Source organism: Roseibium sp. AS2 (assembly GCF_038900065.1).
In the GTDB taxonomy this organism is placed as follows: domain Bacteria; phylum Pseudomonadota; class Alphaproteobacteria; order Rhizobiales; family Stappiaceae; genus Roseibium.
Window position 1 is genome coordinate 841803 of record NZ_JBBMQN010000001.1, and the last position, 25577, is coordinate 867379.

28 protein-coding genes and 1 other RNA gene are annotated in these 25577 nt (G+C 62.8%); 13 read left to right on the forward strand and 16 right to left on the reverse strand.

Features of this window, described 5'->3' with window-relative positions; translation table 11 throughout:
* Positions 1-6 precede the first annotated feature (6 nt).
* The 3 genes from WNZ15_RS03845 to WNZ15_RS03855 are packed head-to-tail and all read left to right on the forward strand — an operon-like array spanning position 7 to position 2019.
* Positions 7-258, forward strand: coding sequence for a 2Fe-2S iron-sulfur cluster-binding protein (locus WNZ15_RS03845; RefSeq protein ID WP_342891606.1), 252 nt, complete (start codon positions 7-9; stop codon positions 256-258).
* Positions 251-1657, forward strand: coding sequence for an FAD/NAD(P)-binding oxidoreductase (locus WNZ15_RS03850; protein WP_342891607.1), 1407 nt, complete (start codon positions 251-253; stop codon positions 1655-1657). Before WNZ15_RS03845 ends, WNZ15_RS03850 begins: the two co-directional genes overlap by 8 nt.
* The gene (locus WNZ15_RS03855) at positions 1654-2019 is read left to right on the forward strand and encodes a RidA family protein (RefSeq protein WP_342891608.1); all 366 of its coding nucleotides are present in this window, start codon (positions 1654-1656) and stop codon (positions 2017-2019) included. Before WNZ15_RS03850 ends, WNZ15_RS03855 begins: the two co-directional genes overlap by 4 nt.
* A gap of 184 nt (positions 2020-2203) precedes the next feature.
* Here WNZ15_RS03855 and WNZ15_RS03860 read toward each other — a convergent pair whose 3' ends face one another.
* Both WNZ15_RS03860 and WNZ15_RS03865 read right to left on the reverse strand, forming a co-directional pair.
* Positions 2204-2986, reverse strand: a complete 783-nt coding sequence (locus WNZ15_RS03860) for a hypothetical protein (protein WP_342891609.1) — start codon at positions 2984-2986, stop codon at positions 2204-2206.
* Between the two features lie 74 nt (positions 2987-3060).
* The gene (locus tag WNZ15_RS03865) at positions 3061-3585 is read right to left on the reverse strand and encodes an AprI/Inh family metalloprotease inhibitor (protein ID WP_342891610.1); all 525 of its coding nucleotides are present in this window, start codon (positions 3583-3585) and stop codon (positions 3061-3063) included.
* A gap of 592 nt (positions 3586-4177) precedes the next feature.
* Between WNZ15_RS03865 and WNZ15_RS03870 the strand changes: the two genes are divergently transcribed.
* The 3 genes from WNZ15_RS03870 to recQ all read left to right on the forward strand — a co-directional run bounded on the left by WNZ15_RS03870 (position 4178) and on the right by recQ (position 7627).
* Positions 4178-4555, forward strand: coding sequence for an MAPEG family protein (locus WNZ15_RS03870; protein WP_342891611.1), 378 nt, complete (start codon positions 4178-4180; stop codon positions 4553-4555).
* A 116-nt stretch (positions 4556-4671) separates the two neighbouring features.
* Positions 4672-5565: a 1-acyl-sn-glycerol-3-phosphate acyltransferase gene (locus WNZ15_RS03875; protein ID WP_342891612.1), complete on the forward strand. Its 894-nt coding sequence runs from the start codon at positions 4672-4674 to the stop codon at positions 5563-5565.
* A gap of 172 nt (positions 5566-5737) precedes the next feature.
* Positions 5738-7627 (forward strand): DNA helicase RecQ, encoded by a 1890-nt coding sequence (recQ, locus tag WNZ15_RS03880; RefSeq protein WP_342891613.1) that lies wholly within the window; start codon positions 5738-5740, stop codon positions 7625-7627.
* A 79-nt stretch (positions 7628-7706) separates the two neighbouring features.
* Here the strand turns inward: recQ and WNZ15_RS03885 are convergent, their stop codons facing one another.
* Together WNZ15_RS03885 and msrA are read right to left on the reverse strand one after the other, a co-directional pair.
* Positions 7707-8228: a hypothetical protein gene (locus WNZ15_RS03885; protein WP_342891614.1), complete on the reverse strand. Its 522-nt coding sequence runs from the start codon at positions 8226-8228 to the stop codon at positions 7707-7709.
* Between the two features lie 143 nt (positions 8229-8371).
* A complete protein-coding gene (gene msrA / locus WNZ15_RS03890) occupies positions 8372-9016 on the reverse strand; it encodes a peptide-methionine (S)-S-oxide reductase MsrA (RefSeq protein ID WP_342891615.1) in 645 nt (214 codons plus the stop codon).
* A gap of 268 nt (positions 9017-9284) precedes the next feature.
* On the opposite strand from msrA, the gene WNZ15_RS03895 reads away from it, so the two are divergent.
* The 3 genes from WNZ15_RS03895 (at position 9285) to WNZ15_RS03905 (ending at position 11840) form a co-directional block, all read left to right on the forward strand.
* Positions 9285-10478 (forward strand): S-adenosylhomocysteine hydrolase, encoded by a 1194-nt coding sequence (locus tag WNZ15_RS03895; protein ID WP_342891616.1) that lies wholly within the window; start codon positions 9285-9287, stop codon positions 10476-10478.
* A complete protein-coding gene (locus tag WNZ15_RS03900) occupies positions 10451-11263 on the forward strand; it encodes a methyltransferase domain-containing protein (RefSeq protein ID WP_342891617.1) in 813 nt (270 codons plus the stop codon). Before WNZ15_RS03895 ends, WNZ15_RS03900 begins: the two co-directional genes overlap by 28 nt.
* 127 nt (positions 11264-11390) lie before the next feature.
* Entirely contained in the window at positions 11391-11840 is a 450-nt protein-coding gene (locus WNZ15_RS03905; protein WP_342891618.1) for a hypothetical protein, read from the forward strand.
* Positions 11841-12035: 195 nt separating this feature from the next.
* Here WNZ15_RS03905 and WNZ15_RS03910 read toward each other — a convergent pair whose 3' ends face one another.
* The 10 genes from WNZ15_RS03910 to WNZ15_RS03955 form a co-directional block, all read right to left on the reverse strand.
* Positions 12036-12818, reverse strand: coding sequence for a succinate dehydrogenase iron-sulfur subunit (locus WNZ15_RS03910; protein WP_342891619.1), 783 nt, complete (start codon positions 12816-12818; stop codon positions 12036-12038).
* A 63-nt stretch (positions 12819-12881) separates the two neighbouring features.
* On the reverse strand, positions 12882-13727 hold the full coding sequence (locus tag WNZ15_RS03915) for an FkbM family methyltransferase (RefSeq protein ID WP_342891620.1): 846 nt from the start codon (positions 13725-13727) through the stop codon (positions 12882-12884).
* A gap of 12 nt (positions 13728-13739) precedes the next feature.
* A complete protein-coding gene (sdhA, locus tag WNZ15_RS03920; protein WP_342891621.1) occupies positions 13740-15566 on the reverse strand; it encodes a succinate dehydrogenase flavoprotein subunit in 1827 nt (608 codons plus the stop codon).
* A 5-nt stretch (positions 15567-15571) separates the two neighbouring features.
* Positions 15572-15955: a succinate dehydrogenase, hydrophobic membrane anchor protein gene (gene sdhD / locus WNZ15_RS03925; protein ID WP_342891622.1), complete on the reverse strand. Its 384-nt coding sequence runs from the start codon at positions 15953-15955 to the stop codon at positions 15572-15574.
* Positions 15956-15965: 10 nt separating this feature from the next.
* Positions 15966-16364 (reverse strand): succinate dehydrogenase, cytochrome b556 subunit, encoded by a 399-nt coding sequence (gene sdhC / locus WNZ15_RS03930; protein ID WP_342891623.1) that lies wholly within the window; start codon positions 16362-16364, stop codon positions 15966-15968.
* A 362-nt stretch (positions 16365-16726) separates the two neighbouring features.
* Positions 16727-17671: a glutaminase gene (locus WNZ15_RS03935; RefSeq protein WP_342891624.1), complete on the reverse strand. Its 945-nt coding sequence runs from the start codon at positions 17669-17671 to the stop codon at positions 16727-16729.
* Between the two features lie 121 nt (positions 17672-17792).
* Positions 17793-18488 carry a sulfate transporter family protein gene (locus WNZ15_RS03940; RefSeq protein WP_342891625.1) on the reverse strand — a complete coding sequence of 232 codons (696 nt, stop codon included), beginning with the start codon at positions 18486-18488 and terminating at the stop codon, positions 17793-17795.
* Positions 18489-18589: 101 nt separating this feature from the next.
* Entirely contained in the window at positions 18590-19198 is a 609-nt protein-coding gene (gene recR / locus WNZ15_RS03945; protein ID WP_342891626.1) for a recombination mediator RecR, read from the reverse strand.
* A 219-nt stretch (positions 19199-19417) separates the two neighbouring features.
* A complete protein-coding gene (locus tag WNZ15_RS03950; protein ID WP_342891627.1) occupies positions 19418-19738 on the reverse strand; it encodes a YbaB/EbfC family nucleoid-associated protein in 321 nt (106 codons plus the stop codon).
* Positions 19739-19827: 89 nt separating this feature from the next.
* Positions 19828-21789, reverse strand: coding sequence for a DNA polymerase III subunit gamma/tau (locus tag WNZ15_RS03955; RefSeq protein WP_342891628.1), 1962 nt, complete (start codon positions 21787-21789; stop codon positions 19828-19830).
* A gap of 320 nt (positions 21790-22109) precedes the next feature.
* Between WNZ15_RS03955 and WNZ15_RS03960 the strand changes: the two genes are divergently transcribed.
* Positions 22110-22379 carry a hypothetical protein gene (locus tag WNZ15_RS03960; RefSeq protein WP_342891629.1) on the forward strand — a complete coding sequence of 90 codons (270 nt, stop codon included), beginning with the start codon at positions 22110-22112 and terminating at the stop codon, positions 22377-22379.
* A 74-nt stretch (positions 22380-22453) separates the two neighbouring features.
* Here WNZ15_RS03960 and ffs read toward each other — a convergent pair.
* Positions 22454-22551: signal recognition particle sRNA small type (ffs, locus tag WNZ15_RS03965), an RNA gene on the reverse strand.
* A 91-nt stretch (positions 22552-22642) separates the two neighbouring features.
* A complete protein-coding gene (locus WNZ15_RS03970) occupies positions 22643-23275 on the reverse strand; it encodes a LysE family translocator (RefSeq protein ID WP_342891630.1) in 633 nt (210 codons plus the stop codon).
* A 147-nt stretch (positions 23276-23422) separates the two neighbouring features.
* On the opposite strand from WNZ15_RS03970, the gene WNZ15_RS03975 reads away from it, so the two are divergent.
* The 3 genes from WNZ15_RS03975 (at position 23423) to WNZ15_RS03985 (ending at position 25520) form a co-directional block, all read left to right on the forward strand.
* Entirely contained in the window at positions 23423-23848 is a 426-nt protein-coding gene (locus WNZ15_RS03975) for an HIT family protein (protein ID WP_342891631.1), read from the forward strand.
* A gap of 143 nt (positions 23849-23991) precedes the next feature.
* Positions 23992-24945: an NAD(+) diphosphatase gene (nudC, locus tag WNZ15_RS03980; RefSeq protein ID WP_342891632.1), complete on the forward strand. Its 954-nt coding sequence runs from the start codon at positions 23992-23994 to the stop codon at positions 24943-24945.
* Positions 24942-25520 (forward strand): histidine phosphatase family protein, encoded by a 579-nt coding sequence (locus WNZ15_RS03985; protein ID WP_342891633.1) that lies wholly within the window; start codon positions 24942-24944, stop codon positions 25518-25520. The genes nudC and WNZ15_RS03985 overlap by 4 nt, the downstream gene beginning before the upstream one ends.
* Positions 25521-25577: the final 57 nt, after the last annotated feature.

Consider the following 25577-nt stretch of genomic DNA (forward strand, 5'->3'; position numbering starts at 1 on the left):
GTACGCGTGAATTTTGCCGGAACCGATCTTCAGCTTTGCAAGGGTGAAAATCTTGCCGCGGAACTGCTCGCGGCAGGAGCAGGGCCCTTCCGCTACACGCCGGTGTCCGGCGCACCCCGCAATCCCTATTGCATGATGGGTGCCTGTTTCGACTGTCTGGTGGAGATCGACGGCATCGTCCGACAGGCCTGCATGGTGGAGGTGTGCGAAGACATGCGCATCTCGAGGCCTGCTGCCCCGGAGGCCGAACATGACTGAAACGGATCTCGTGGTCGTCGGCGCGGGCCCGGCTGGAATGTCCGCAGCCCATACAGCGGCCGACGCGGGGCTTTCCGTCCTGCTTCTGGACGAGCAGAACCGTGCAGGGGGGCAGATCTACCGCGATGTGGAGCGTGCCGCGACAGCGCGCAGCGCCGTCCTCGGAACTGATTTCAGCAAGGGTCTCGACCTTGTCCGTTCACTTCGGCACCCTAAAATAACTCATGTTGCGGGCGCCGTCGTCTGGCAAATCGAACGCGATGCCCGTGTCGCCTACACGGTTCAGGGCGAGGCATCCGTCGTCACCGCAAAGTGCTTGCTGATCGCCACTGGCGCCCTGGAACGGCCCATGCCAATACCCGGCTGGACCCTGCCCGGTGCAATGACCGCGGGTGCTGCACAGATCCTTATCAAACAATCCGGCATGCTTATCGAAAACGCGGTCCTCGCCGGTTGCGGGCCGCTGCTTTACCTCGTCGCCGCGCAAATGTGCCGGGCCGGCACACCGCCTCTGGCCCTGGTGGAAACCGGATCGACCGCAAATATTTTTTCCGCCTTGCTTAACCATGGCCTGGGAGCCGTACTCGGCTGGCGCCAGCTAGCAAAGGGTCTTGACCTGTTGAAGGAGCTTCGCTCATCGGCAGTGAAGCGTTTTACCGGTGCCTCGGCGCTTGCGATCGTGGGGGACGAACATGTCGAGGCGATCCGTTTCAAAGCCCGCGGACGGCAACACCAAATGGACTGCTCCACGGTACTGCTGCATCACGGCGTCGTTCCCAATACGCAGGCAGCCCTGTCTCTAGGCGTTCCTCACCATTGGAACGAACTGCAGCGCGCGTTCATTCCCGAAAGAGACGAATGGGGCCGCACCCCGCTCCCGGGCATCTTCATAGCCGGCGATGGCGCCGGTATCGGCGGTGCCGAAGCGGCAACCATGGCCGGCCGGATTGCTGCACTGGCGATCGCTGGCGAGATTGGCGCAATTACACAAGCGGAACGCGACGCGGTTGCGCTACCCTTGCACCGCGGCTTGCGGAGGGAACTGGCTGCGCGTCCCTTCGTAGACCGGGCCTATCCCCCATATGCCAACGCCCTGACCCCGGCGGACGACACCATTGTCTGCCGCTGCGAGGAGGTCACGGCCGGCGACATAAGAAGATATGCAAAACTGGGCTGCCGCGGCCCGAACCAGACCAAGGCGTTTGGACGGCCGGGAATGGGTCCTTGTCAGGGGCGCTCCTGCGGGCTGACAGTAACCGAACTGCTCGCCGAGGCCAACGGGCGAACGCCTCGAGACACCGGCTATTTCCGCGTCCGCGCACCTGTTAAACCGGTCACCCTCGGCGAACTCGCTGCGTTGGCCGGACAGCATGAACATGACAAGGAAACTTCCCAATGATCGAGCGCCTCGAAACCGGCACCCGCATGAGCAAAATAGTAAAACACAACGGCGTTGCTTACCTTTGCGGTCAGGTCGGCGATGGCGAGTCTGTCGCGGAGCAGACCAGAGAATGCCTGTCGCGGATCGACGCGCTGTTGCAAAAGGCCGGATCGTCTCGCAACGGTATCCTGCAGGCCATCGTCTGGCTGGCTGATATGTCGGATTTCGACGAGATGAATTCGGTCTGGGATGCGTGGGTCCCGGAAGGAAACGCCCCCGCCAGAGCCTGTGGTGAAGCGCGGCTGGCGCGTGCCGAGCTCAAAGTGGAGATCATCATCACGGCCGCTTATGCCGAGCCCGACAAATCAGCAGACATTTGAAAACCATTGGAGGCTCCCGATCAGCAGGAAAGAGCAAGTCACCGGGGAAACCGATAGCACCGGCTGTATAAAATCGCGGAAAAGGCCGAACACCCGCAGCCGGTGGGGGGAACTGCGGGTGCCAGGCACGGAGCACGGGGCTGCCGTGCGGGAGGGCGCTGAGGATTGACCGGACCCGTTGCTGCTAGCGCAGCAGCAGGGTCGCCTTGCGGCCGCTTTGCACTTCCTGCAGGTAAAGCAGTTGCGCCACGAGATAACATTCCGACTGATCGTCAAGGTTGGCCTTGCGGCCCCTGCCGTCCGTGAGCAGCCATGCGTTTCCGAACTTGACCAGGTCACATTCGGTCGGCGCCGACAAGTCGAAACCGTCGGTCTGATAAAGCTCACGGCCGATCTGACTGTCGGTATCGTTGTTCAGGCCTCTCAGTGCCATGCGCAGGCTGCGATAGGCCTTGTGTACGGACAAGGTGGCCACGATCACGGTGACGACCCCGTCACCGTTCAAGGTGGCCAGGCGAAGCACACCGCCACCCCGGGGGATGCCGGCGTTTGAACAGGGCGTGCGCAGAACGTCCCCGAGTGTCGTCCATTCGGAGCGCAAGGTCACGGTCGCCGGCTGGCGCAGTGCCGCCATCTCCTTGGACAGCCGCTTTTCCGCTGCTTTCTGGGGGTTTTTCGCCGGACGGTCGGTGCGGCTCGACATTCCTGCCGCGGTCCCGCCAATGCGCAGACGGCGAAACACGATGACATCGCGCATCAGATCCGTGCGCTCCACGCGCCAACCCGCATCGAGCCAGGCATTCTGGTGAACCAGGCTGCCGCCGGAATTCGCCCACCAAGTCCGGTGTTCCCGGGCGCTTTTGGGAAGAGATGAACCAATGATCTCTTCTACCTGATTGAGCTTGGCAGCCCAGACAACGTCCTCGAGACGTGCCAGATGTTCCCGCAATGGTTCATATTTCGACATTTACACAGCCTTTCCGGTTGCTGTGCAAATATACACCTATAACGCGAACTGTCCAGCAAAAATGCGGAGGGCCGTTAACGGTAGAGGGAAATGGGGGCGCCCGCCGACGTCTGCCCGTTGAACTGCCCGGAAGCGCTGGAGTAAAGCTGTGCCACGATCAGGCCGGACCCGTCCTTGAGCACCACCTGATTGCCATTCAGGTCCCACGCGGCAATTCCCGACAGGGCCTGGCTGGCACAACCTCTGGTATTGGCCCGGTAGCCGCCCGACCAGGTCGTCAGGGTCATGAATGCCATGCAGTTGTCGCCGCCGGACGAGACCTTCCAGCCGCCCAGCAGATCCGTGCGGCCAACGTCCTTGGCATCGGTGGGGGCTGTCACGGGATTGTTCGCGAGGTCGGCGGGCTGCGCTGCCGGACCGTCGAGGGCCGTTCCTCCGGGCGCACCGGGATCCAGAGGAGCCAGCGTGCCGGATCCCACCGGTGTGGTCGGCGTCGCGGGCAGCGGCGCGGCATAGTTCCGCCCCCCTGACAACCGCTGGCACCCCGCAGCCAGGACAACCAGTCCGACAACCAATATGAATTTTCCAGCGCGCATCATGACGAATCAGTCCCTCAACTTCGTCCCAGTATGGCAGCATCTCTTAGCCCACAATTTGGCGAAAATCCAAATAGCCGCAACCGGACCGCCGATCGACGGCCCGGGCAATCGCCCACAACACGGGTTCCGCAACGGCCTGCGGCGGCCCGACAAGGGCGTCGTCCGCCTTGGCGATCTACCTGAAACAAGCGCCACAGACCCCGAAACCCTCGGGAAACAGCCCGTTCCGGCGCAGCGCCACCCTGACCGGAAGATGTCGCCTTCCATCGGGACGGCTGCGCGAAAAGCGCCAGTTTCGTCAGGCATATGCCCCTCTCCGGAAGCTGCGCATGCGGCATCAAAAAAATGTCAACCGGCCGGGGAGCAAGGCCGGAGATATCGACACCGGACGCGGAAGGCAGCCTGCGCGCATGCTGATCGAGTGCCCTGGCCGGGGCGCCGCAGCCCCCACGCGCGTTGCTGCAACGGGCCTCCCCATGACAAAATGGCGCCCTTTTTGAAAATCATGAGGATATCGCCGCCGGGCCTGATAGAACGGCGGCGCAAGACCGCAGTCCTTCCCAGGCCTGCCCCACGCAAAAAGGAAGCCTCAATGCCCATCGCCCTCTGGTGCGTCCTCCTCGCCGCGATCCTGCCGATGCTCTCGGCTTTTCCCGCAAAGCTCGACAAGGCGTATGACAACGCAAAGCCCCGGGATCCGGACTTTTGGCGCGACGGTTTCCGCGCGCGTGCCCAGGGAGCACAGGCCAACGGCTTCGAGGCCTTTCCCTTTTTCGCAGCCGCGGTCTTCGTGGCCCTGAACCAGGGAGCCGATCCGGGCTGGGTCGACCGGCTGGCGGTCTTGTTCATTCTGCTCAGGCTGATTTACGTTGCCTGCTACTGGGCCGACCGGGCCTCGCCGCGCTCTATCGCCTGGGGAGCTTCCCTGCTGACAACAGTCGCGCTGTTCACCAGCCCCGTGTGGGGGTAAGCTGGCTTCCTGCGGCGTCTTGCTCCAGAAAGGTTCAACGAAAATTTGCACCAAGCGGCTGATTTCGTTAACGGTGCACGAAAGTATCGCGAGTTACCCAAGGGCAGAGGTGAAGTGTGCGGACGACTGATCAGACGACAGACACCCTGCCGGCGCGCCCGCAGGCGGCGCCTCAGAAGCTTCCCTCGGACCAGCATATCGTCGACACACTCATCAATGAACGGGGCAAACTGGTGATGGCCAGCCCGTGGTGGCCCTTCATCAAGCCCTTTGCCCACAAGATCCTGCGCTACAAGTCCGCGGTCAACATGGCTGACACGATCGCGCCCATGGAAGCACTGGATGTGTTCGCCCATCTGAGCGAGTTGCTCACGCTGAATGTCACCACGCTGGGTCTGGATCGGGTGCCGGCCGAAGGCCCGGTGGTGCTTGTCTCCAATCACCCCACAGGCATCGCCGACGGCATCGTGCTCTACGACGCCATCAAGTCGCGGCGGGACGATCTGGCCATCTTCGCCAACCGGGATGCAATCCGCATCAATCCGCGCCTTGCCGAGATGATCATCCCGGTGGAGTGGCGGGCAGACTTCAAGAGCCGGCAGAAGTCCAAGGAGACGCTGAAACTGGCCTCGACCGCCTTTACCAACGAGCGTGTGGTGGTGCTGTTTCCCTCCGGCCGGCTCGCGCACTGGCACGGTGGAAAGCTCACCGAACGGCCCTGGATGAGTTCGGCCCTGGCGCTTGCCCGCAAGAACAAGGCACCGATCATTCCAATGCACATGGGCGGCCGGAACTCGGGACTGTTCTATTTCCTCGCGCACGTCTCCACCGAACTGCGCGACATGACGGTTTTCAACGAACTGCTCAACAAGAAAGACGCCAGGTTCAATGTCCATTTCGGCAAGCCGATCCGGCCAGAGAAGCTTTCGGGCGACCTGAGCGAACTGACGGAACTCATGCGCGTTCATTGCGCCGAGACCCTGGCAACGGATCCCGACGCGGAATTCTAGGGTCCAATGAGCTCAAGAGAGCCGTGACCATCTTCAGGTCAGTGCAGGAGGATGGGCCAAGAGGATGGCCGGGCGGCCCGGCGCCGTGTCATCCACAGGCCCGGATCCGCGCCGATTGCCCTTGTGCCCCGAATAAGACATGGTGCGGGAAACTCAAAGGATCCGTCTGGTCATGTCTGTTTCGCCCGCGTTCTCCGCGGATGACGCCCGTCCACCTCAGCCCGCTGCCGCTCCGCTTGTCCGTGCGGAGCCAAAGCCGCTTGCGGTGCTGGAGAAGGTGTTCGGCTACAGCAGCTTCCGGGGCAAGCAGCAGGCCGTCATCGAAACGCTGGTCGGCGGCGGCGACGCCGTCGTGCTGTTTCCAACCGGTGCCGGCAAGTCGCTGTGCTACCAGATCCCGGCGCTTTGCCGCCGGGGCGTCGGCATCGTCGTCTCTCCGCTGATCGCGCTGATGAAGGACCAGGTCGGTGCGCTGCGGGCCGCCGGCGTCAACGCGGCGGCGCTGAATTCGACACTTTCGCAGCCAGAACAGTCGGACCTGCTCGACGCCGTGCGCGCGGGAACCGTCGACCTGCTCTATGTGACGCCGGAGCGCCTCGCCAACGAGGGATTCCGGCGGTTTCTCGACACGCTCGAAATCGCCCTATTCGCCATCGACGAGGCCCATTGCGTCAGTCAGTGGGGTCACGATTTCCGTCCGGAATACCTGGCGCTGTCGTGTCTGCGGGAACGCTATCCCGGCGTGCCGCGCGTCGCGCTGACCGCCACCGCCGATCCGCATACCCAGAAGGACATTCTGGCGCGGCTGCAGCTCGAGGACGCGGAAGTCTTTTCCACCAGCTTCGACCGGCCGAACATCCGCTACGAAATCGTCGAACGCACCAACCAGCGCCAGCAGCTTCTGGATTTCCTGAAGAAACACGAAGGCGAGAGCGGCATCGTCTATTGCCTGTCGCGGGCGAAGGTCGAGGACATTGCCGACTGGCTGAGTTCGAAGGGGATCAGGGCCCTGCCCTATCACGCCCGCCTGCCGGCCGAACAGCGCGCCGCCAACCAGGACGCGTTTCTCCTTGAAGAAGGGCTTTGCCTGGTGGCAACGGTGGCCTTCGGCATGGGCATCGACAAGCCGGACGTGCGGTATGTCGCCCACCTGGACCTGCCGTCCTCCGTCGAGGCCTACTATCAGGAAACCGGACGTGCGGGACGGGACGGCGCGCCTTCGGAGGCCTTCATGGCCTATGGCATGGCGGATCTGGTTCAAAGACGCCGCATGATCGCCGAGGGCGATGCACCCGACGAGGTCAAGCGGGCGGAAAACGCCAAGCTGAACGCACTGCTGGGCATCTGCGAGACCGTCGGTTGCCGCCGCCAGGCCCTGCTGGCCCATTTCGGCGAAACCTATCCGGAGCCTTGCGGCAACTGCGACACGTGCCTGTCGCCGGTCGAAACCTGGGATGGAACGGAAGCCGCCCAGAAGCTGATGTCGGCCGTCTACCGGACCGGCCAGCGGTTCGGCACCGGCCATGTCATCGATGTCCTGCTCGGCAAGAGCAACGAGAAAACGGCCCGCTTCGGCCATGACAGCCTGTCTGTCTTCGGCATCGGCCAGGACGTGCCGCTAAAGACCTGGCAATCCATCGCGCGACAACTGGTGGCGGCCGGGTTCATCGACGTCGACCACGCCCAGTTCGGCGCCCTGGTCCTGACCGAAAAAGCGCGGGGGATCCTGCGCGGCGAGGAAAAGCTGGCCTTGCGCAAGGACCGCAGTGCCGCCGGACTGAAGAAGACGCGCGCCTCGCGAACGGCGTCGATCGCAGACGAACTCGATCACGAGGACAAGCTCCTGTTCGAGCGTCTGCGCCGCCTCAGAACCCAGATCGCCCGGGACCAGAACGTGCCGCCCTATGTGGTGTTTCCGGATGCAACGCTGGCCGGCATCGCCGCCGCGCGGCCGGTCAGCGCCGACGCGCTGCTCGCGGTCTCCGGTATCGGCCAGTCGAAGCTGGACAAATACGGTGAAGCGTTCATGGAACTCGTCGAGGCCTTCGAAGCGGGGGTTTGATACACGGAGTTGTTCTGGGGCGTCGTTCCGGGGGCCGGCGACCGGTTCCGGAGCGTGTCAGGTCAGCTCCCGGGCGTCCTCAGGCTTCGGCCTGCAGGCACAGCTGGTAGACATCGGCAAGGTCGGCGAGCGCCGCCTCGTCAGGACGGGACAGAAACTCCTCGATGATTTCACCCAGGGCCACATGCATCTGCCTGTGCTGGCGCAGGCGCCGGTAGGACGATCCAAGCTTGTAGATCTGATCGATCTCCTCACGGGAAAAAAGGTCGAGGCCGGCAATCCCGAGAACGACCCCAAGGTCCGCGTTGGTCCGGCGGCTGAGCTTGTGGGCCACGAGGAAGCCGAACAGACCCGTCACGAACCTGTTTTCGAAAGACAGCTTGGCGAAGTCGCGGCCGGCCGTGACGAGGACAAGTTTCATGATCGCGACGGTCGCCGCGGCGGCGAATTCCGTCGGTGTGTTGGTGTCGTTTATCTCAAGACCGGCGGCATCGAGCAGGCCGGCCATGGTTTTCCGGAGGCGGTCCTCCGTCTCAACAGCCCTCAGTTCAGAAATGAATTCCGGCTCCGTGTGGATACGACTGGCAAACAAATTCAGCATGGTACCGGCCTCATGAATCTTGAGCCCCATCAGAATGTAGTGCAAATGTTACCCTGCGGCAAACACAAGCAAGATATCCCGGTCCTGCGGATCAATTCAGTGATGCGGAACACATTTGCGTCCCTTGTCCGTGCCGCGCGTGCCTATAACCCCGCTTTCGGCAATCCCTTGTAGGCCTCCTCACCCCAGACCGCCTCGACACGGGCGTCCCGGCCGCAGCCCTTGCGATAGCCCTTGTAGGCCTCCGCCCGGGTGACGTAGCCGAACCGCGTGAGCGTGCGCGCCGAACTCTTGTAATAGTCCTGGTGGTAGTCTTCCGCGGGCCAGAACACGGCGCTTGGCTCGACCGGCGTGACCACCTTGCCGCCAAGAGACTTTTCAGCACTAGCGATCTCGGCCTCGGCCTGCTGCGCCTGAGCGGCATCCAGTGGATAAATGGCCGTCGAATAGGGAAAGCCGCGGTCGCAGAACTGGCCGCCGGCGTCGGTCACGTCGACCGTTCTCAGGAAAATGCCGATCAGGTCGCCATAGCTGATCCTGGTCTCGTCGAAATCGACCCGGACCACCTCCCGGTGGCCGCCGCGGCCATGGGATTTGTAGGTGGGGTTCTCGGTGGTTCCACCGGCGTAGCCGGAGACGACCTCGCGGACACCGGGCAGCGCTTCAAGATCCGATTCCACACACCAGAAACAGCCGCCTGCCAGAATGGCGGTCTCGGCCTTGAGAGAGGAGACCTGGACAGTGGCAGCGACAGCCACGGCCAGAGAGAGCGGCAGAAGGTGTGTCATGATCAATTCTCCATCGGTTGCCGCAAGACATAGCGCATCAGGCAGCCCCTGCAATTCAACTCAGATGCGGCCCATTGCACAAGGCCGTGAGCAATTCGTGACGGGCCGAGCTGTCGGCACCTGCATTTCCGGGGGAAAACGCATCAGTTCCGGCCCTGGTCTGGCGGTGCCGCATTGCCTTGCCTTTTTCCAGTTTTAATTGACGGGTCGGGCTTGTGCGCAGCCGTTGCCCGGTGCCAGAATGCCTAAGCCCTTGGGATTTATAACAATGCATCCATTAACTGACATGGCTCTCCAGGCGACGCCCGCCTATGCACGCCGTGCCGAATTTCTCCCTGCTCTGGTGAGCCGGCTGGACCTTGCCGAAAGCGAGGCGCACCGCTACCTGCTGGTGGCCCATCTCTTCGATGACACCAGGCGCATGGTGGATGCGCTTAAAGGCGTCATGGACTTCGACGCGATCATCGGAATTCCCTATTCGTCGGGCAGCGACGCGACACGCACCAAGTGGCAGGCGGCTTACGGCGACAAGGTGCATTGCCCCAAGTCGGAAGACGACTTTCGCAAGGTGCTGACAACGGTTCTGAAGTCGTGCTTCCTTGCGTGCCGCAACAGCGGCCAGAAACTTGTCATTCAGGAAGTCGGCGGCTACGTCGTGGAGTTGCTGCACGAGGATTTCGCGGACGATCTCCATCTGGTCGAGGGCGTCGTGGAGATCACCAAGCAGGGCGTCTGGCGGGCCAATCAGACCAGGCTGCGCGTCCCGGTTCTCCATTGCGCGGACAGCGAATTGAAACGCCTCGAAGCCGCGCGCTGCGGCGAGACCATCGCCCGGTGCCTGGACGGGCTCATGCGGGATCTCGGCAACAGTCTTGCCGGACGCCACGCGACCGTTTTCGGCGCGGGCTGGATCGGTTTCGGTGTGGCCAAGGCGCTCAGACGGCTGGATGTGATCGCCTCGCTCGTCGACCCCGACCCGCTGAAGATCGCCGAAGCCCGCCTGGCGGGCTTTCCCGCGACCATGACGCCGGACGACCTGGACCGCTGCGACCTCGTGGTCGGCGCGAGCGGACGGCTCTCGGTCACGGCGGACGTGCTGCGGCAGCTGCGCCACGGCTGCATTGTCGCGAGCGCAAGTTCGCGCCGGATCGAGATCGATGTCGCTCATCTCGAAACCGTGCCCTCTCATGATATTCATCCGTCGATCCGGGCCTTTCAGTTCGCCGGCGCTCCTGCCGGAAAAGACCGCCAGATCTGCCTGGTGAACAACGGCTACCCGGCAAATTTCATTCCCGGATCCGGCAGTGTAGCCGACGAAATCGTCGAATTGATCCTCGGCGAGTTGATCGTGCTGATGTCGGACCTGACAACATACACCTACGAACCCGGTATTCATCGCCTGGACCCGGAAGGAGAAGCCGCGTGCACCAAACTATGGATCGAGCAAAGAGACGCGATGTAACCGACCCGGCACCCGAGGTTGCGGTACATTCCGAATATCTGGTCAAGAAGCTTGCGAATGCGCAGCGCAATCTCTACGGCACGGTGAAATTCGATGTCGTGTCGCGCGAAATACGCAAATGGTCGGGCGGTCTCGACCGCAAGCCCCGCATTCTCGACATTGGCTGCTCGACCTCGATTTCCAAGGAGTATCTCGCCGATACCGGCCTGGAATTCGATTATTGCGGCGCCGACTACGAAGCCGCGTTCGAACCGGACATCGTGCTGGACGCGACGCGCCTCACCGAGCACCGTGACGAACTGCCCTGGCGTCCGGACGTGATCACGCTGCTGGATGTGCTTGAACATCTGCCCGGCAAGGGGCCGGCGATCGAATCCGTGATGCGCCAGTGCGGCGAGGTGGTCGCGCCGGGCGGCCTGGTCCTGGCTGTCGTGCCCCAGCTCTACCGGCTGGACCGGCTCAAGCTGAAGCACCTGCATTATCCGGAACACCAGGTGCGCATGACCTTGCGCGAATGGTCGGACATCATCGAACAGGCGGTGACGATCGAAGCGGTGATCGGGATCGGCTATCTGTCGATCCTGCCGTACCTGCCGATGCTGAGCCCCTGGTACGAAGAGACCAACCGCCACGGCAAGCTGTTCCATCACCTGCGCGGCAAGACCTTCGAATGGGGCCCGCTGAAGCCGGTGGAGACAACCCTTACCCGAGCCCTCGGCCGCCTGCCGGGTTTCCGCGGCTGGTGCAACAGCTCGCTGCTGGTGTGCCGGGCGAAGGGTGAGTAATCCAAACTGCCGGGACGATGATCGTGGGGTCCCCATACCAGCGAGTGTCGACGACGACACCTGACGCATCCGGAGCGAAGGGCAACTCGACTCGTTCCACAATGCCAGCAATCATCGTGAGGCTTCATTGACTGCGATTGGCGAAGACAGGACGGTGAGCCGGCAGCTTCATGTCGTTGTCTGCGGGTCCATGTCTGCACTCAAGGAGATGGAAGACATTGCGGAGGTTCTGCGCGCGAAAGGGTTTCAGGTGACAACTCCGGCACCGGAAGAAACCGGGCTGAACTGGGAGACCCTCTCCCTGGAAGAGGCCGTCGCGGTGAAAAAGGACTTTCTGAACGACTATTTCGATGTCATCGCCAGAGCGGATATCGTTCTGATCGCCAATTATGCCAAGCAGGGGATCGAAGGTTACATCGGCGCCAACGCCCTGATGGAGGCAGCCTGTGGCCATGCTCTCGGCAAGCCGGTTGTCTTTCTTTATCCCGTCGGAAAGCAGCCCTGTCAGCTGGAAGCATTGGCGGTCTCGGCTGGTGTGCTTGATGGAAACCCCTACCTCCTTGAAGACTTCATCTGAGACCCGAAGGCTCAGTCGTCCCAGGCACGTGCCGTTTCGTCAAACCTGGGCAACTGGGGCTTCATCACACAGAACCCGTGACTGCTGGTTGCTTCCTTAACCCTCCAGCGTCGGTATGCCCTGACGACCTTCGCGCCGAAAGACAAAAAGGCCGCCCCGGGGGACGGCCTTTTTCGTTTTCAACGGCGCGTCCGGTCAGACCCGGCGTTCGACCATCATCTTCTTGATCTCGGCGATCGCCTTGGCCGGATTGAGGCCTTTCGGGCAGGCCTGGGAGCAGTTCATGATGGTGTGGCAGCGGTAGAGGCGGAACGGATCTTCCAGATCGTCCAGACGTTCGCCGGTTGCCTCGTCACGGCTGTCGATCAGCCAGCGGTAGGCCTGCAGCAGCACGGCCGGGCCGAGATAGCGATCGCCGTTCCACCAGTAGGACGGGCAGGACGTCGAACAGCAGGCACACAGGATGCACTCGTAAAGGCCGTCCAGCTTGACCCGGTCCTCATGGGACTGGCGCCACTCCTTTTCGGGGGCCGGCGACACGGTTTTCAACCAGGGCTCGATCGAGCGGTGCTGGGCATAGAAGCGGGTCAGGTCCGGCACCAGATCCTTCACCACCGGCATGTGCGGCAGCGGATAGATCTTGACGACTTCGCCGGCGATCTCGTCCGTGCCCTTGGTACAGGCCAGCGTGTTGGTTCCGTCGATGTTCATCGCGCAGGAGCCGCAGATGCCCTCCCGGCAGGACCGGCGGAAGGTCAGGGTCGGGTCGACCTTGTTCTTGATGTAGATGAGACCGTCCAGGACCATCGGCCCGCAATCGTCCGCGTCGACAAAATAGGTGTCCACCCGCGGGTTGCGGCCATCGTCCGGATTCCAGCGGTAGATACGGTATTCGCGCAGGTTGGCGGCCCCCTCGGGCTTGTCCCAGACCTTGCCTTCCGTCACCGTGGAGTTCCGGGGAAGCGTCAGCTGAACCATTTTGTTACTGCTCCGCGTTTGGGCCCTTGATCGCGTCCGGGCCGGTCGGTCTCGTGGCTTAGCCTAGGCTGAAAGCTCGAAGACCATGTTGTCATTCGTCCGGCCGGTCGTCCCGTAGCCCCGGCTTGCAAGCTCAGCAATGCAATCCTCGGTCCAGTAGGGCCGGCAATTTGTTTCCAGAAGGATCACGCGGGGCCAGAGGCTCCTGTCCGCGTGCCTGAGAAAGGGAAGCACCACCCGGTCCTCGAACCCTTCCACATCCACTTTCAGAACATCGATCCCGGTCAGTCCGTGCTCGTCGGCGATGGCGGTGAGCGGCCGTACCTTCACGAAGGTCGCCGTCCAGTCGCCTTCCCATTCGCCCGTGGTCAGGTCCTTGACGAACGTGGCAAAGCCGCAGTTGCTGGGCTCCTGCCACAGCGGCAGAGTGTCCTCGCGCGGGCCGACCGCCGAATTGACGATCCTGACCGTGTCCAGTTCGTTGGCCTCGACGTTGAAGCTCAGCTTGCGCGCCGTCTGCGGGTTGGCCTCGATGGCCAGCACGGCCGCGCCGCTCCTGGCCGCAAACACCGAATAGGAGCCGATATTGGCGCCGACATCGACGAAGACCTTGCCCTCTCCCAGGTACGGCGCGATCAGCCGGTGCTCCTCGCGTTCCGGCAGGCGCCCCTTGGCCAGGATCTTGCGGTCGTCATAGTTCTCGCCCGGATAGATCCGGAACCTGAGGCCTTCGGCTTCCAGGTCGTAAGGGCCCTTGAAGACCCTTGCGACCAGCCCGCGGATCCGCTTGCGCAGGCCGCGCGAGAGATCGTGCCGGTCGGCCAGCCGCCACGCAGCCCGGACCAGCCGTTCGGCAGGATAGGTGCCGAACGGGCTGCTTGTGTCCGGAAGGGTTGCCGCCTGGCTCACCGGGGCCACTCCTTAGTAGACGCGCGCCTTGGGCGCGATCTTCTTCGGGTCGATGCCGCCTTCTTCCAGCGTCGTCAGCGGATCGGTGACAACCGGGCGGTAGTCCAGTTTCACCTCGCCGGCCTCATTGACCCAGGACAGCGTGTGCTTGCGCCAGTTGACATCATCGCGGCCGGAGAACGGACCGTCCTTGAAGTCCTCGCGGGCATGGGCGCCCCGGCTTTCCTTGCGGGCTTCCGCGCCATAGACGGTGGTGATGGCGTTGGCCATCAGGTTTTCCAGCTCCAGCGTTTCCACCAGATCGGAATTCCAGATCAGCGACCGGTCGGAGACCTTCACGTCCTGCAATTCGCCCCAGATTTCGGTCAGGCGCTTGCAGCCCTGCTCCAGGCTTTCCTGGGTGCGGAACACGGCGGCGTCTTCCTGCATGGCGTGTTGCATCTTGTCACGCAGATCGGCGGTCGGCGTGGACCCGTCGGCGTTGCGCAGGCGGTCGAAGCGTTGCATGATCTTCTCGCACGAGGCTTCGTTCGGCGTCGGCACAGGAGCTTTCGGGTCGACGACCTCGGCGGCCTTTATCGCCGCGGCACGGCCGAAGACCACAAGATCGATCAGGGAGTTGGAGCCGAGCCGATTGGCACCATGCACGGAGGCGCAACCAGCTTCGCCGACCGCCATCAGGCCTTCCTGAATGCGGTCTGGGTTGTTGGCGTCCGCGTTCAGCACCTGACCCCAGTAGTTGGTCGGAATGCCGCCCATGTTGTAGTGGACCGTGGGCAGAACCGGGATCGGATCCTTGGTGACATCCACACCGGCGAAGATGCGGGCGCTTTCGGAAATGCCCGGCAGACGCTCGGCCAGCAGCGCCGGATCGAGGTGATCCAGATGCAGGAAGATGTGGTCCTTGTTCTTGCCGACACCGCGGCCTTCGCGGATTTCCATGGTCATGCAACGCGAGACAACGTCGCGGGAGGCAAGGTCCTTCGCGGAGGGCGCATAGCGCTCCATGAAGCGTTCCCCCTCGGAATTGACCAGATAGCCACCCTCGCCGCGCGCGCCTTCGGTGATCAGGCAGCCCGAGCCGTAGATGCCGGTCGGGTGAAACTGGACGAATTCCATGTCCTGGAGCGGCAGGCCCGCGCGCGCCACCATGCCGCCGCCGTCGCCGGTGCAGGTGTGGGCGGAGGTTGCCGAGAAAAAGGACCGGCCGTAGCCGCCGGTCGCGAGCACGACCATCTTGGCCGAGAAGCGGTGGATGGTGCCGTCGTCGAGGTTCCACGCGATCACGCCCTGGCAGACGCCGTCCTCGGACATGATCAGGTCGAGCGCGAAATACTCGATGTAGAATTCGGCGTTGTGGCGCAGGGACTGGCCATAAAGCGTGTGCAGGATGGCATGACCGGTCCGGTCCGCGGCGGCGCAGGTGCGCTGCACGGGGGGGCCGTCGCCGTAGTTCTGCATGTGACCGCCGAACGGACGCTGGTAGATCCTGCCGTCCTCGGTGCGCGAGAACGGTACGCCGTAATGTTCCAGCTCATAGACGGCTTTCGGAGCCTCGCGGGCAAGGTATTCCATGGCATCGGTGTCGCCGAGCCAGTCGGAGCCCTTGACCGTGTCGTACATGTGCCATTCCCAGCAGTCAGGCGTCATGTTCTTCAGGGATGCCGCAATGCCACCCTGTGCCGCCACCGTGTGGGAGCGCGTCGGGAACACCTTGGTGATGCAGGCCGTCCTGAGGCCCTGCTCGGCCATGCCGAGGGTCGCGCGCAGGCCCGCGCCACCGGCGCCGACAACGACCACGTCATAGGTGTGGTCGACAAATTCGTAGGTATTGGCCATCCGGGTCAGCCTCCAAAGCCAATCTTGAGAACTGCGAAGATGCAGCCGAAACCGATAAAGACACAGAAGAAGGTGTTCGCCATCAGCATGAGAAACTTGATGCCGTCACCGTGCACGTAGTCCTCGATGATCACCTGCATGCCGAGTTTCATGTGGAAGACACCGGACAGGATCACCAGAAGCAGGACGATCGAAACGAGCGGGTTCCTGAGGGTCGCGATCAGTTCCGCATGGGTCGATCCCTGCATCGCGATCACCATGATCACGAAGAAGGAGATCAGGAACACGTTGGCGACAGCGGTCAGGCGCTGTTTCCAGAAGTGATCGGTGCCTTCCTTGGCAGAGCCAAGGCCGCGAACCTTGTTGAGGGGGGTGCGCATATCCGTCATGACGCTCTCCTTAGCGAACCGCGTAGCCGATGACCCAAAGGATCAGCGTCAACGAAACGGAACCGATGATGGTGGCCTTGGAGAGCCACATGCGGGCCTGCTCGCCGAAACCGGCGCCCATGTCCCAGATGAAGTGGCGCAGGCCGCCGAGCATGTGATGCACCAGTGCCCAGGTGAAGCCGAACAGGATCAGCCGGCCGATGATCGAGCCGTAGATGCCGTTGACAAAATCGAAGTAGGACGGGCCGGCGGCCGCTGCGATGAGCCACCACGCGAGCAGGATGGTGCCGAAGTAAAGTGCTGCGCCGGTAATGCGGTGCAGGATCGACATGACCATCGTCAGAATGGGTTTGTAGATCTGAAGATGGGGCGACAGCGGGCGGTTGCCCCGCAGATCGGCGTTCGACATGGAATTCCTCTCCCGTACGACGCTTGATCACCGGCATGTCCAATCGGGAGCGATTGACCAGCAGATGATCGATAGTAATCAGATGGCGCCTTCTGACCACGGCCACCCGGCCCTGGAAAGACACCAGAAGCGATATCAGCAAAAGAAGCCTGGTCCGGGCTCCCGGCGGTTTCCACCGCAAGGCACATTACCCTCAAACCTGACTTACTTGGCTCACTTCGCTTAACTTTACGTTTACGCAAACGTAAGCAAATCAAAGCGTTGTCCAAAGGGGTTCTAGCGCCATCACCTGCAAACGTCAAAATATCCTACAGGCCAAATTGCCCCGAAACCACTTTTGAATCGTTTAAATGTACCGAGTCTTACGAAGAGGCGTGACAAATTGCACCACCCGCATGCGGCACGCCGAAGACGGACCATCCCGTTCGGTGGGCAAAGAGTTCCATGGCCTCGGTACCGAGCTTCGAGTTGCCGTAGCGGTTGAGCCCCGGGGACCAAACGGCAATGGCCGCCCGTCCGGGCGAAATCACGAGAATGCCGCCACCGACACCGCTCTTGCCCGGCATGCCCACCCGAAAGGCGAAGTCGCCTGACCCGTCATAATGGCCGCAGGTCATCATGAGCGCATTGATTCGCCGGCGCCGCTCGATCGAGACCAGCGCGGGCATGCCCGGCGTGTCCACAAGGAAGCGCCCGGCCAGAGCAAGCTGGCGGCAATTCATCTCGACGGCGCACTGATGGCAATAGGTTCCCAGCACCTTGTCGACATCCGAGCGCATGTTGTCGTGAGACGCCAGGTAATGAGCCAGCGAAAAATTCCGGTGACCGGTCGCAAACTCCGACGTGGCGACCTGCTCGTTCATGTGGATGCCTTCGTCATCGGCGGCCGCACGGATAAACCGCAGCAATTCGCCCAGCGCCTCTCGCGGGCTGGACCCGGACAGGTAGGTGTCCGTCGTCACCAGCGCGCCGGCATTGATGAAGGGATTGCGCGGAATGCCGTTCTCGCGTTCCAGCAGCAGGATCGAATCGAATGACAGGCCGGACGGCTCCCGGCCGACCCGCCGCCAGATCTGGTCGCCGACACGGCCGAGCGCCAGGGCCAGCGCGAACACTTTCGAGACCGACTGGATCGAAAAGGGCGTTTCCGCAGCGCCTGCCGTGAACAGACCTCCATCCGCCGTGGCCACGGCAATGCCGAACTGGTCCGGGTCGATGCCGGCCAGCTCCGGGATATAGGTCGCGACCTTGCCCTTGTCGGAGTTTGCGGCCGCGGCCGCAGCGATGTCCGTCAGCAGATCCTGCATGTGCCTCTCCATTCGGGAGAGCTATGCAGAAAGTTGCGCGGAAAAGCCAGCCCTTGGAGATTTCATGCGCCGTCCCGGCCGGGACCCGGGAGCCAATCGATGCTGAGAAAAAGGTCCCGGCTCAAGGCCGGGACGGCGACGAATACGGGGTAACCTCCTGCCGCGCGGCCAGATGCTTGTAGAGATGCAGCATGAAGATGGTTGCGAAGATCGGTGTGACCAGGTTCAGGATCGGCACAGCCAGCAGACCGGCAATGACCAGGCCGGCGACAAAGACCGTGCCGCCGCGAGCCTTGCGGAACGCCTTGGCCTCGGCGGGCGGCATGAAGCGCATGGCGGCGAATTCGAAGAATTCCCGGCCGAGCAGATAGCCGTTGACCAGGAAGAACGCCACCAGATTGACGCCCGGCACGAGCAGCAGCAGAAGCGCGAACAGGTTGCCGAGAATGACGATACCGGTGAACTTGAGGGTCTGGCCGACAGACTGCGCGAACGGCAGCGCCTTGCCCGGACTGTCACCCGGATAGTCTTTCCGGTCGACGATGTCGGCGATGTCGTCCTGGAACAGACCCGCGAACAGCGCGGAAATCGGCGCGATCAGGAACCCGAGGGCAAAAACAGCGCCGATCCCGGTCAGAACCGACAGCGCCGTTTCCATCCAGCCATAGGGCAATTCGACAAAATTCGCCACAAGACCCTGGAGGGCAATCCAGATCACCAGCAGAACGCCAAGCGTGAAACCGAGCATTTTCCAGAAAATCGCCCGGAACTCCGGCTCGAAAACCTCGGACATGGCACGGGAAGCGGCTTGGAACATGGGACCCCTTGGGAACAGATACGGACGGAATTCAGATAGGAAAGGAGGACCTGAGGCACAAGGTCCCGGTCGCATGAATGAAATCCCACGGCACCGGATCGCTAGAACCGTGTCCGGGCCTTGAGCGCCTGTGCAAGCGTGCCTTCGTCCAGATAGTCGAGTTCGCCTCCGACCGGCACACCATGGGCCAGTCTGGTGACGCTGACGTCCAGATGCGAGAGCTGATCCATGATGTAATGGGCTGTTGTCTGGCCCTCGACGGTTGCGCTGATCGCCAGAATAACTTCACGGAAGCCCTCCACGCCGCAGCGGTCGATCAGCGAGGCAAGATTGAGGTCCTCCGGGCCGATGCCGTCGAGGGGCGACAGCGATCCGCCCAGAACATGGTAGCGGGCATTGACCGCGCCGGCCCGTTCCAGCGCCCACAGATCCGCGACATCCTCGACCACCACCAGCACATCCTGCTCGCGCCTGGGATCTGAACAGATGGTGCAGGGATCGGAGGTGTCGACCGTGCCGCAGGTGGAGCAGATCCCGATTTCCGCGACCGCGACGCCCATGGCGTCCGCGAGCGGGACCAGCAACTGATCCTTCTTCTTGATGAGATGGAGCGCGGCGCGGCGTGCGGAACGGGGACCAAGGCCGGGCAGCTTCGCCAGAAGCTGGATCAGCCGCTCGATTTCCGGACCCGCCACACTTTTCTGCGCCATCTATCCTGTCTTTCGTACCACCCTTGCGTGCCAGACCAGGGTCTGATCGCTCACCGGGCCAGAAGTTCGACCTCTCCGGAAAAGAGAGGTTGCCGCATGCCCGGGACAGGCTCGCCACGTGCGTCAATGCCTCCCCCCTCGGGAGAAGGCAGGCTCAAAGACCGGAGGAGGGGTTTGGCGCCTGCCACTGCCGCAGGCGTCCCCATCCCGAAGAGCGCGTCAGAACGGCAGTTTCATGCCTTCGGGCAGGCCGAGACCGCCCATGAGTTCCTGGGTCTTTTCCTGGATCGCCTGCTCGACCTTGGCGCGGGCCTCGGTGTGGGCGGCGACAATCAGGTCCTCGACGATCTCCTTTTCGTCCTCTTTGAGGAGAGACGGATCGATCGACAGACTCTTCATGTCGCCCTTGCCATTCAGCTTCAGGGAGACCATGCCGCCGGCGGCGGAGCCCTCGACCTCGATTTCGACCATCTGGTCCTGCAGGGAGCCCATCTGCTCCTGCATCTGCTTGGCCTGTTTCATCATCTTGAGGAAATCCATGGAAATACTCCTTCCAGCATCTCATGCGCAGCAGTCTGCGGCGCGCTTACCTGTCCGTGGCCTGCATGTAGAAGAACACGGCGCCGCGATCAATCCTCTTCATCGTCGCCGAGGGCTTCATTCAAGAGCGGATCGCTGACCATGGGATCCGCCAGAGCCGCGTCATCCTCTTGCGAGGCCTGGACCTTCACGTCGACGACCTTGGCACCGGGAAATGCGGACAGGAGCGCGGCCACGGTCGGATGAGACCTGGCGTCGGACAGAAGCTGCTGCTGGTTGGCTTCCTGCTCTTCATGAATGGTCGGCCGTCCCTGGGTGCGCGAGACCACAACGAACCAGCGTTGTCCCGTCCATTCGGTGAGCTTGCGTCCGAACTCGCCAGCAATGTCGGGCGGCGCATCCTCGGTCGGCTGAATCTCGATCTTGCCGGGCTCGAACTTGACCAGCCGCATCTGGCGCTGGATTGCCACCTTCATCGGCACGTCCCGCTTTTCGGAAGCGAGCGCGACGCAGTCATGCAGGTTTTTCAGGTTGAAGGCCGGTTCCGGCTGGATGTCCGGCTGCGGCTCCGGCAGCCGCGCGGGCACAGGGGTGGCACCGGCGCTCGGCAAGCCCCCCTGAATGGTGGACAATTGCGGCCTGGCGCTCGCCTGCATGGCCGGGCCGTTGCCGGAATTTGCCGGCCCGCCTCCCATACCGACGGCAATGGCCTGGGCTCCGCCGCCTCCCGAAGGGCTCCCGCCGCCACCGGAAGGCGCGGCGCCGGCAAAAGGATTCTGCCCGTTGCGGATCTGCGCCACCAGATCGCCCGGATCCGGCAGGTCGGCGGCATAGGCCAGGCGCACCAGAACCATGTCGGCGGCGGCCAGCGGTTTTGAGGCCGCCTGCACTTCCTGCACACCCTTCAACAGGATCTGCCAGGCGCGGGACAACAGCCGGATGGAAATGCCGTCGGCGAACTCGCGGCCACGGCCTCGCTCGGCCTCCGTCACCGAGGCTTCGTCCGCCGATTTCGGCGCGACCTTCATGCGGGTGACCAGATGGGTGAAATCGGCGAGATCCGTCAGCACGATCGCCGGGTCCGCACCGACCTCGTACTGCGCCTGCAGTTCGCCGAGGGCCTCTTCGATCCTGCCGGCCATGACATGGCCGAACAGGTCTATCACCCGGGCGCGGTCGGCCAGACCCAGCATCTGGCGCAGGTCGTCGGCCTCGATGGCGCCTCCGCCATGGGCCATGGCCTGATCGAGCAGGGACAGCGAATCGCGCGCCGAGCCCTCGCCGGCCCGCGCGATCAGCATGAGCGCCTCGTCGGAGATCCGGATATTCTCCGCATCCGAGATCCGGCGCAGAAGACCGGTCAGCTTGGACTGGTCGATCCGGCGCAGGTCGAAACGCTGGCAGCGGGACAGCACCGTGATCGGAACCTTGCGGATTTCCGTGGTCGCGAAGATGAATTTCACATGTTCCGGCGGCTCTTCCAGGGTCTTCAACAGGCCGTTGAACGCCGCGTTGGACAGCATGTGGACTTCATCGATGATGTAGACCTTGTAGCGCGCCGTCGCCGGGCGGTAGCGGGCCGCGTCAATGATCTCGCGGATATCACCGATGCCGGTGTGGGAGGCGGCGTCCATCTCGATGACGTCGACATGGCGGCCTTCCATGATCGCCTTGCAGTGCGTGCCTTCCTCGGCCAGCTTCACCGTCGGCCTGTCGGCGACGCCGGGAACCTCGTAATTGAGGCCGCGGGCGAGAATACGGGCCGTGGTCGTCTTGCCGACGCCGCGCACACCGGTCAGCATCCAGGCCTGGGCAATACGGCCGGTGTCGAATGCGTTTTCCAGGGTCTGGACCATCGGTTCCTGGCCAACCAGATCCTCGAAGGTCTTCGGCCGGTACTTGCGCGCCAGAACACGGTAGGCACTGTCGCCGGCCGACCCCGAAACGCCGGAAGCACCGGGAGCTTCAGGTACAGATGCGCCTGCTGCCGTGCCGTGAGCCGGTCCGGCGGCGTCTGCTGCGCCCTGGTCGGGAAATCCTGTCTCGTTCATGAGCCGCACCATACCGGTTTTTTCACAAAGTGGGACTGGCATTTGAAAGTTTTTGTGGGGACGAGCCACGGCATTTCACCGAATGTCTCCGGTGATTTCAGCGCCTTGTCGCGGGCAACTTTTTTAATTGCTGGCCGTTCTCCTCCCGAACGCCTATCTTGCCCGCTCGTTCGCTTCGGGGAACACCACAGGTTCTGTGATTCCCGCGAGCTGCCCCATCTCACGGAGATACCGTCATAACCAGAAAATCAAGTCTTGCGAACGACATGTTCAGCCTGTGGTTTCACGCGCCGATGGTCATCGCAAAACGGTGCGAATCCATGGCCACTTCCGCTTTGGCGGGCGAAGCACACGACGCGACCGAGATGAACCGCATGGTGTTTGAAAAGGCCGAGGCCTCCATCGAAAGCGCCCTTGCCATCAACAGCGCCATGGCGCTCCAGGGACTGGATTTTTTCAGAACCATGAGCGTTGGGGGACGGCCGGACTTTTCAAGCCGGCACGGCGAGGCCCTGGCGGCCGCCGCCGTGAAGCCCTACGCCAAACGGGTGCGCTCGAACCAGCGCCGCCTGACCGGCGAAAAGTCCTGACAACAAAAAAGCACCGCGGAAAACCGACGGTGCTTTTTGAATTCGCCCGAGGCAGGACCTGAGGCTGAAACAGGGTGGGAGGCTGGCACGGCGACCCGTGCCGAGGCTCGTTAGGGCTGCTTCCTTCCGGATCTGACCCGGTTGGCGAGTGGCTCGTCCACCACCAACCTCCCGAGCGCCTTATATCAGATGCCCCCTGGGGTTTGGCAAGAGGCGGAGACGCTTTATTTGTTCGCCGGAAAACCGGCGGCCGTTTCGGGGACTCACGGCTGCAGGGACGCCAGTTTCACGCCGAACCCCATGAACACCAGACCGGTGACACCTTTCAACCAGCGCTGGAAGGTCGGTGTGCGCGCCGCCTGCCCGACCCTTGCCAGCATCAGGATAATCGCGGAAAACCACAGGGCGTTGATGAGGGAATGTAGCGCGACAAGCGACATCGCTGCTGAAATCGCGCCCTCGCCCGCCGGAATGAATTGCGGGAATGCGGCCAGGTAGAACATAGACACTTTCGGATTGAGCGCATTGGTCAGAAAACCTTCGCCATAGGTTTTCGCCAGCGTGCGCTTGCGCCGTGCCGGCGCCACGGCGAGAGTCCGCCCACCCGTGGTGAAGGCTTCGCGCAAGGCTTTCAGTCCGATCCAGAACAGATAGGCGGCGCCGAGCATCTTGACCACCAGAAACGCCTCCGCGGAATGAACCAGAATCACGGAAATCCCCAGGATCGACAGGCTCCCGTGAAGGAAGAAGGCCGTCGTAAACCCTGCAATACCGGCAAAGGCCGCCGCCTTGCCGGACGTCGGAACCGTCTTGGCGATGAGAACACCATTCGGTCCCGGCGACATGACCAGCAGACTTACAACAAGGGCGAAACTCAGGATTGTTTCGAATGACATGGCAGAGTTTCCGGGATTGTGAAGCGAACTTGTCCGGAACCCGGCAAAACCGGTTCCCCTCAAGCTCACTCTAGCCATAAGGTGGGCGAATGCAATTCGGGCGCGACAGGTGTCCGGCACACCGACACCAAAATTCTGGATCGCAAAATGACATTCTTCAATCTCAATCCCCGACTGGAAGGCGACAGTTATTTCATCGCCGATCTGCCGATCTGCGCCGTCCGCCTCATGAAGGACGCCAACTATCCATGGCTACTGCTGGTCCCGCGCAAGATCGACATGGTGGAGCTCATCGATCTTGAGGAAGACGACCAGCTGCAGCTGATGCGCGAAATCGCGCAGGCAAGCCGCGCCCTGCGCGCGGTCACCGATGCCGAGAAGCTGAACGTCGGCGCCCTCGGCAACCAGGTGTCCCAATTGCATGTCCATGTCATCGCCCGGTTCCGCGACGACATCGCCTGGCCGGGCCCTGTCTGGGGCGTCGCCCCGCCCCTGCATTACGATCCGGAAAAGGCGGAAACGCTGATCGAACAGCTCAGGGACATACTGTCATCGGACGCCGACGCGGCTTGACAAGAACCGCCTGTTTCACGAAGTCGCGCCCGCACAAGACATGCTGAACGCAGCGATGTGGACAGCAGCCGGGTCCGTATCCTAGTCTCGGTCGAAACCACCAGCCAGCACGTCTCCCCGACCATCCTCTCAAGGACCAGAACATGCAAGCCACCGCTGCCGGCCTCCAGCCGATAGAGATGAGTTTTCTCGGCAACACGCTCGACAGGAGATCGACCCGGCGCGGCGACAAGGCCTATCTGGCGACTCTCTTGCGCAAGGCAGATACGGAAATCGTGCTGTCCACGGCGCGCACGCTGGTGTTCGCGGACGGAACGCCCCTCAGGCTGGGACACGATCTCGATACTGCCTTGGCGCTTGACGCCGATCCGCAGGAAATGGTTTTTCTGGGACTGCGGGCAGGCTCCGGCTCGGCCGTGTTCGCCACGACGCTGCCGCAGGAGGACGAGGACCTGTCCGAACGCGGCGACCTTCAGCTGATCGACCTGCGCACGCTGGCGCTGCAGAATGCCCTGCCGCCCGAGGACATGGGTGCGCTTGCCCAGGCGCGGGCGATGATCCACTGGCACCGCACCCACCGCCACTGCTCCCGCTGCGGTGACCGCACCGTGATGGCGGAAGCCGGATACCGTCGGGACTGCCCCTCGTGCGAGGGCCAGCATTTCCCGCGCACGGACCCATGTGTGATCATGCTGATCACGGATGCCACCGGCGAGCGGGCCTTGCTCGGGCGGCCCGCACGGCTGCCGGAGGGCATATTCACCACGCTGGCCGGTTTCATGGAGCCGGGCGAAACCATCGAGCAGGCGGTCCGGCGCGAAACGCTCGAGGAATCGGGTATCGCGGTCGGCGACGTGCGGCTTGTCTCCAACCAGCCATGGCCGTTCCCGGCCAACCTGATGCTGGGCTGCACGGGCATCGCGACGTCCTCCGACATCGAAATCGAGGACGACGAACTGGAGGCCTGCAAATGGTGTGACCGGGAGGAGGTCAGGCAGATGATCGCCGGCACCCACCCGGAAGGACACCTGATCCCGCCGTCGATCTCCATCGCCTACGAACTGATCACCGGCTGGCTGAAGCAGGACCTCAGATGAGCTGGTGTATCTATCTGACCCACCCGGAAGTCAGGATCGACCCGGAGGTCCCGGTACCGGACTGGGGCCTGTCGCAGATAGGGCGGGAACGTGCAGCCCTCGCGCCCGCGCTTGCCTTTGCACCGGACATCCGTCAGGTGATTTCCAGCGGCGAGGCCAAGGCCATCGAGACCGCTCAGGTCTTTGCCGGCCGGCGCAACGTCTTTCACAGGGTTCTGCATTTCCTGCACGAGAACGACCGCAGTGCGACCGGTTTCCTGCCGCCGGACGAATTCGAGGCAACCGCCGACGCGTTTTTCGCAGCGCCGGACAGATCCGTTCGCGGCTGGGAGCGGGCGCTCGATGCGCAGAACCGGATCGTCACCGGGATCAAGAGCGCGCTGCGCCATGTCCCCGACGCCGATCCCGTGCTGTTTACCGGGCACGGCGGCGTCGGCACGCTGCTGATGTGCCACCTGATGGGCGCGCCTGTCTCACGGGCGCACGACCAGACGCGCGGCGGCAGCTGGTTCCGGTTCGACAAGGCCTGGCTGAGCAACCAGACCGGCCGCAATTTGGCTTGGACAGAGCTGTGATCGCGGTCGGTTCGGGCAGGAGATCATGTTAGGTTGAGACCGGTCGTCTGAACTGGG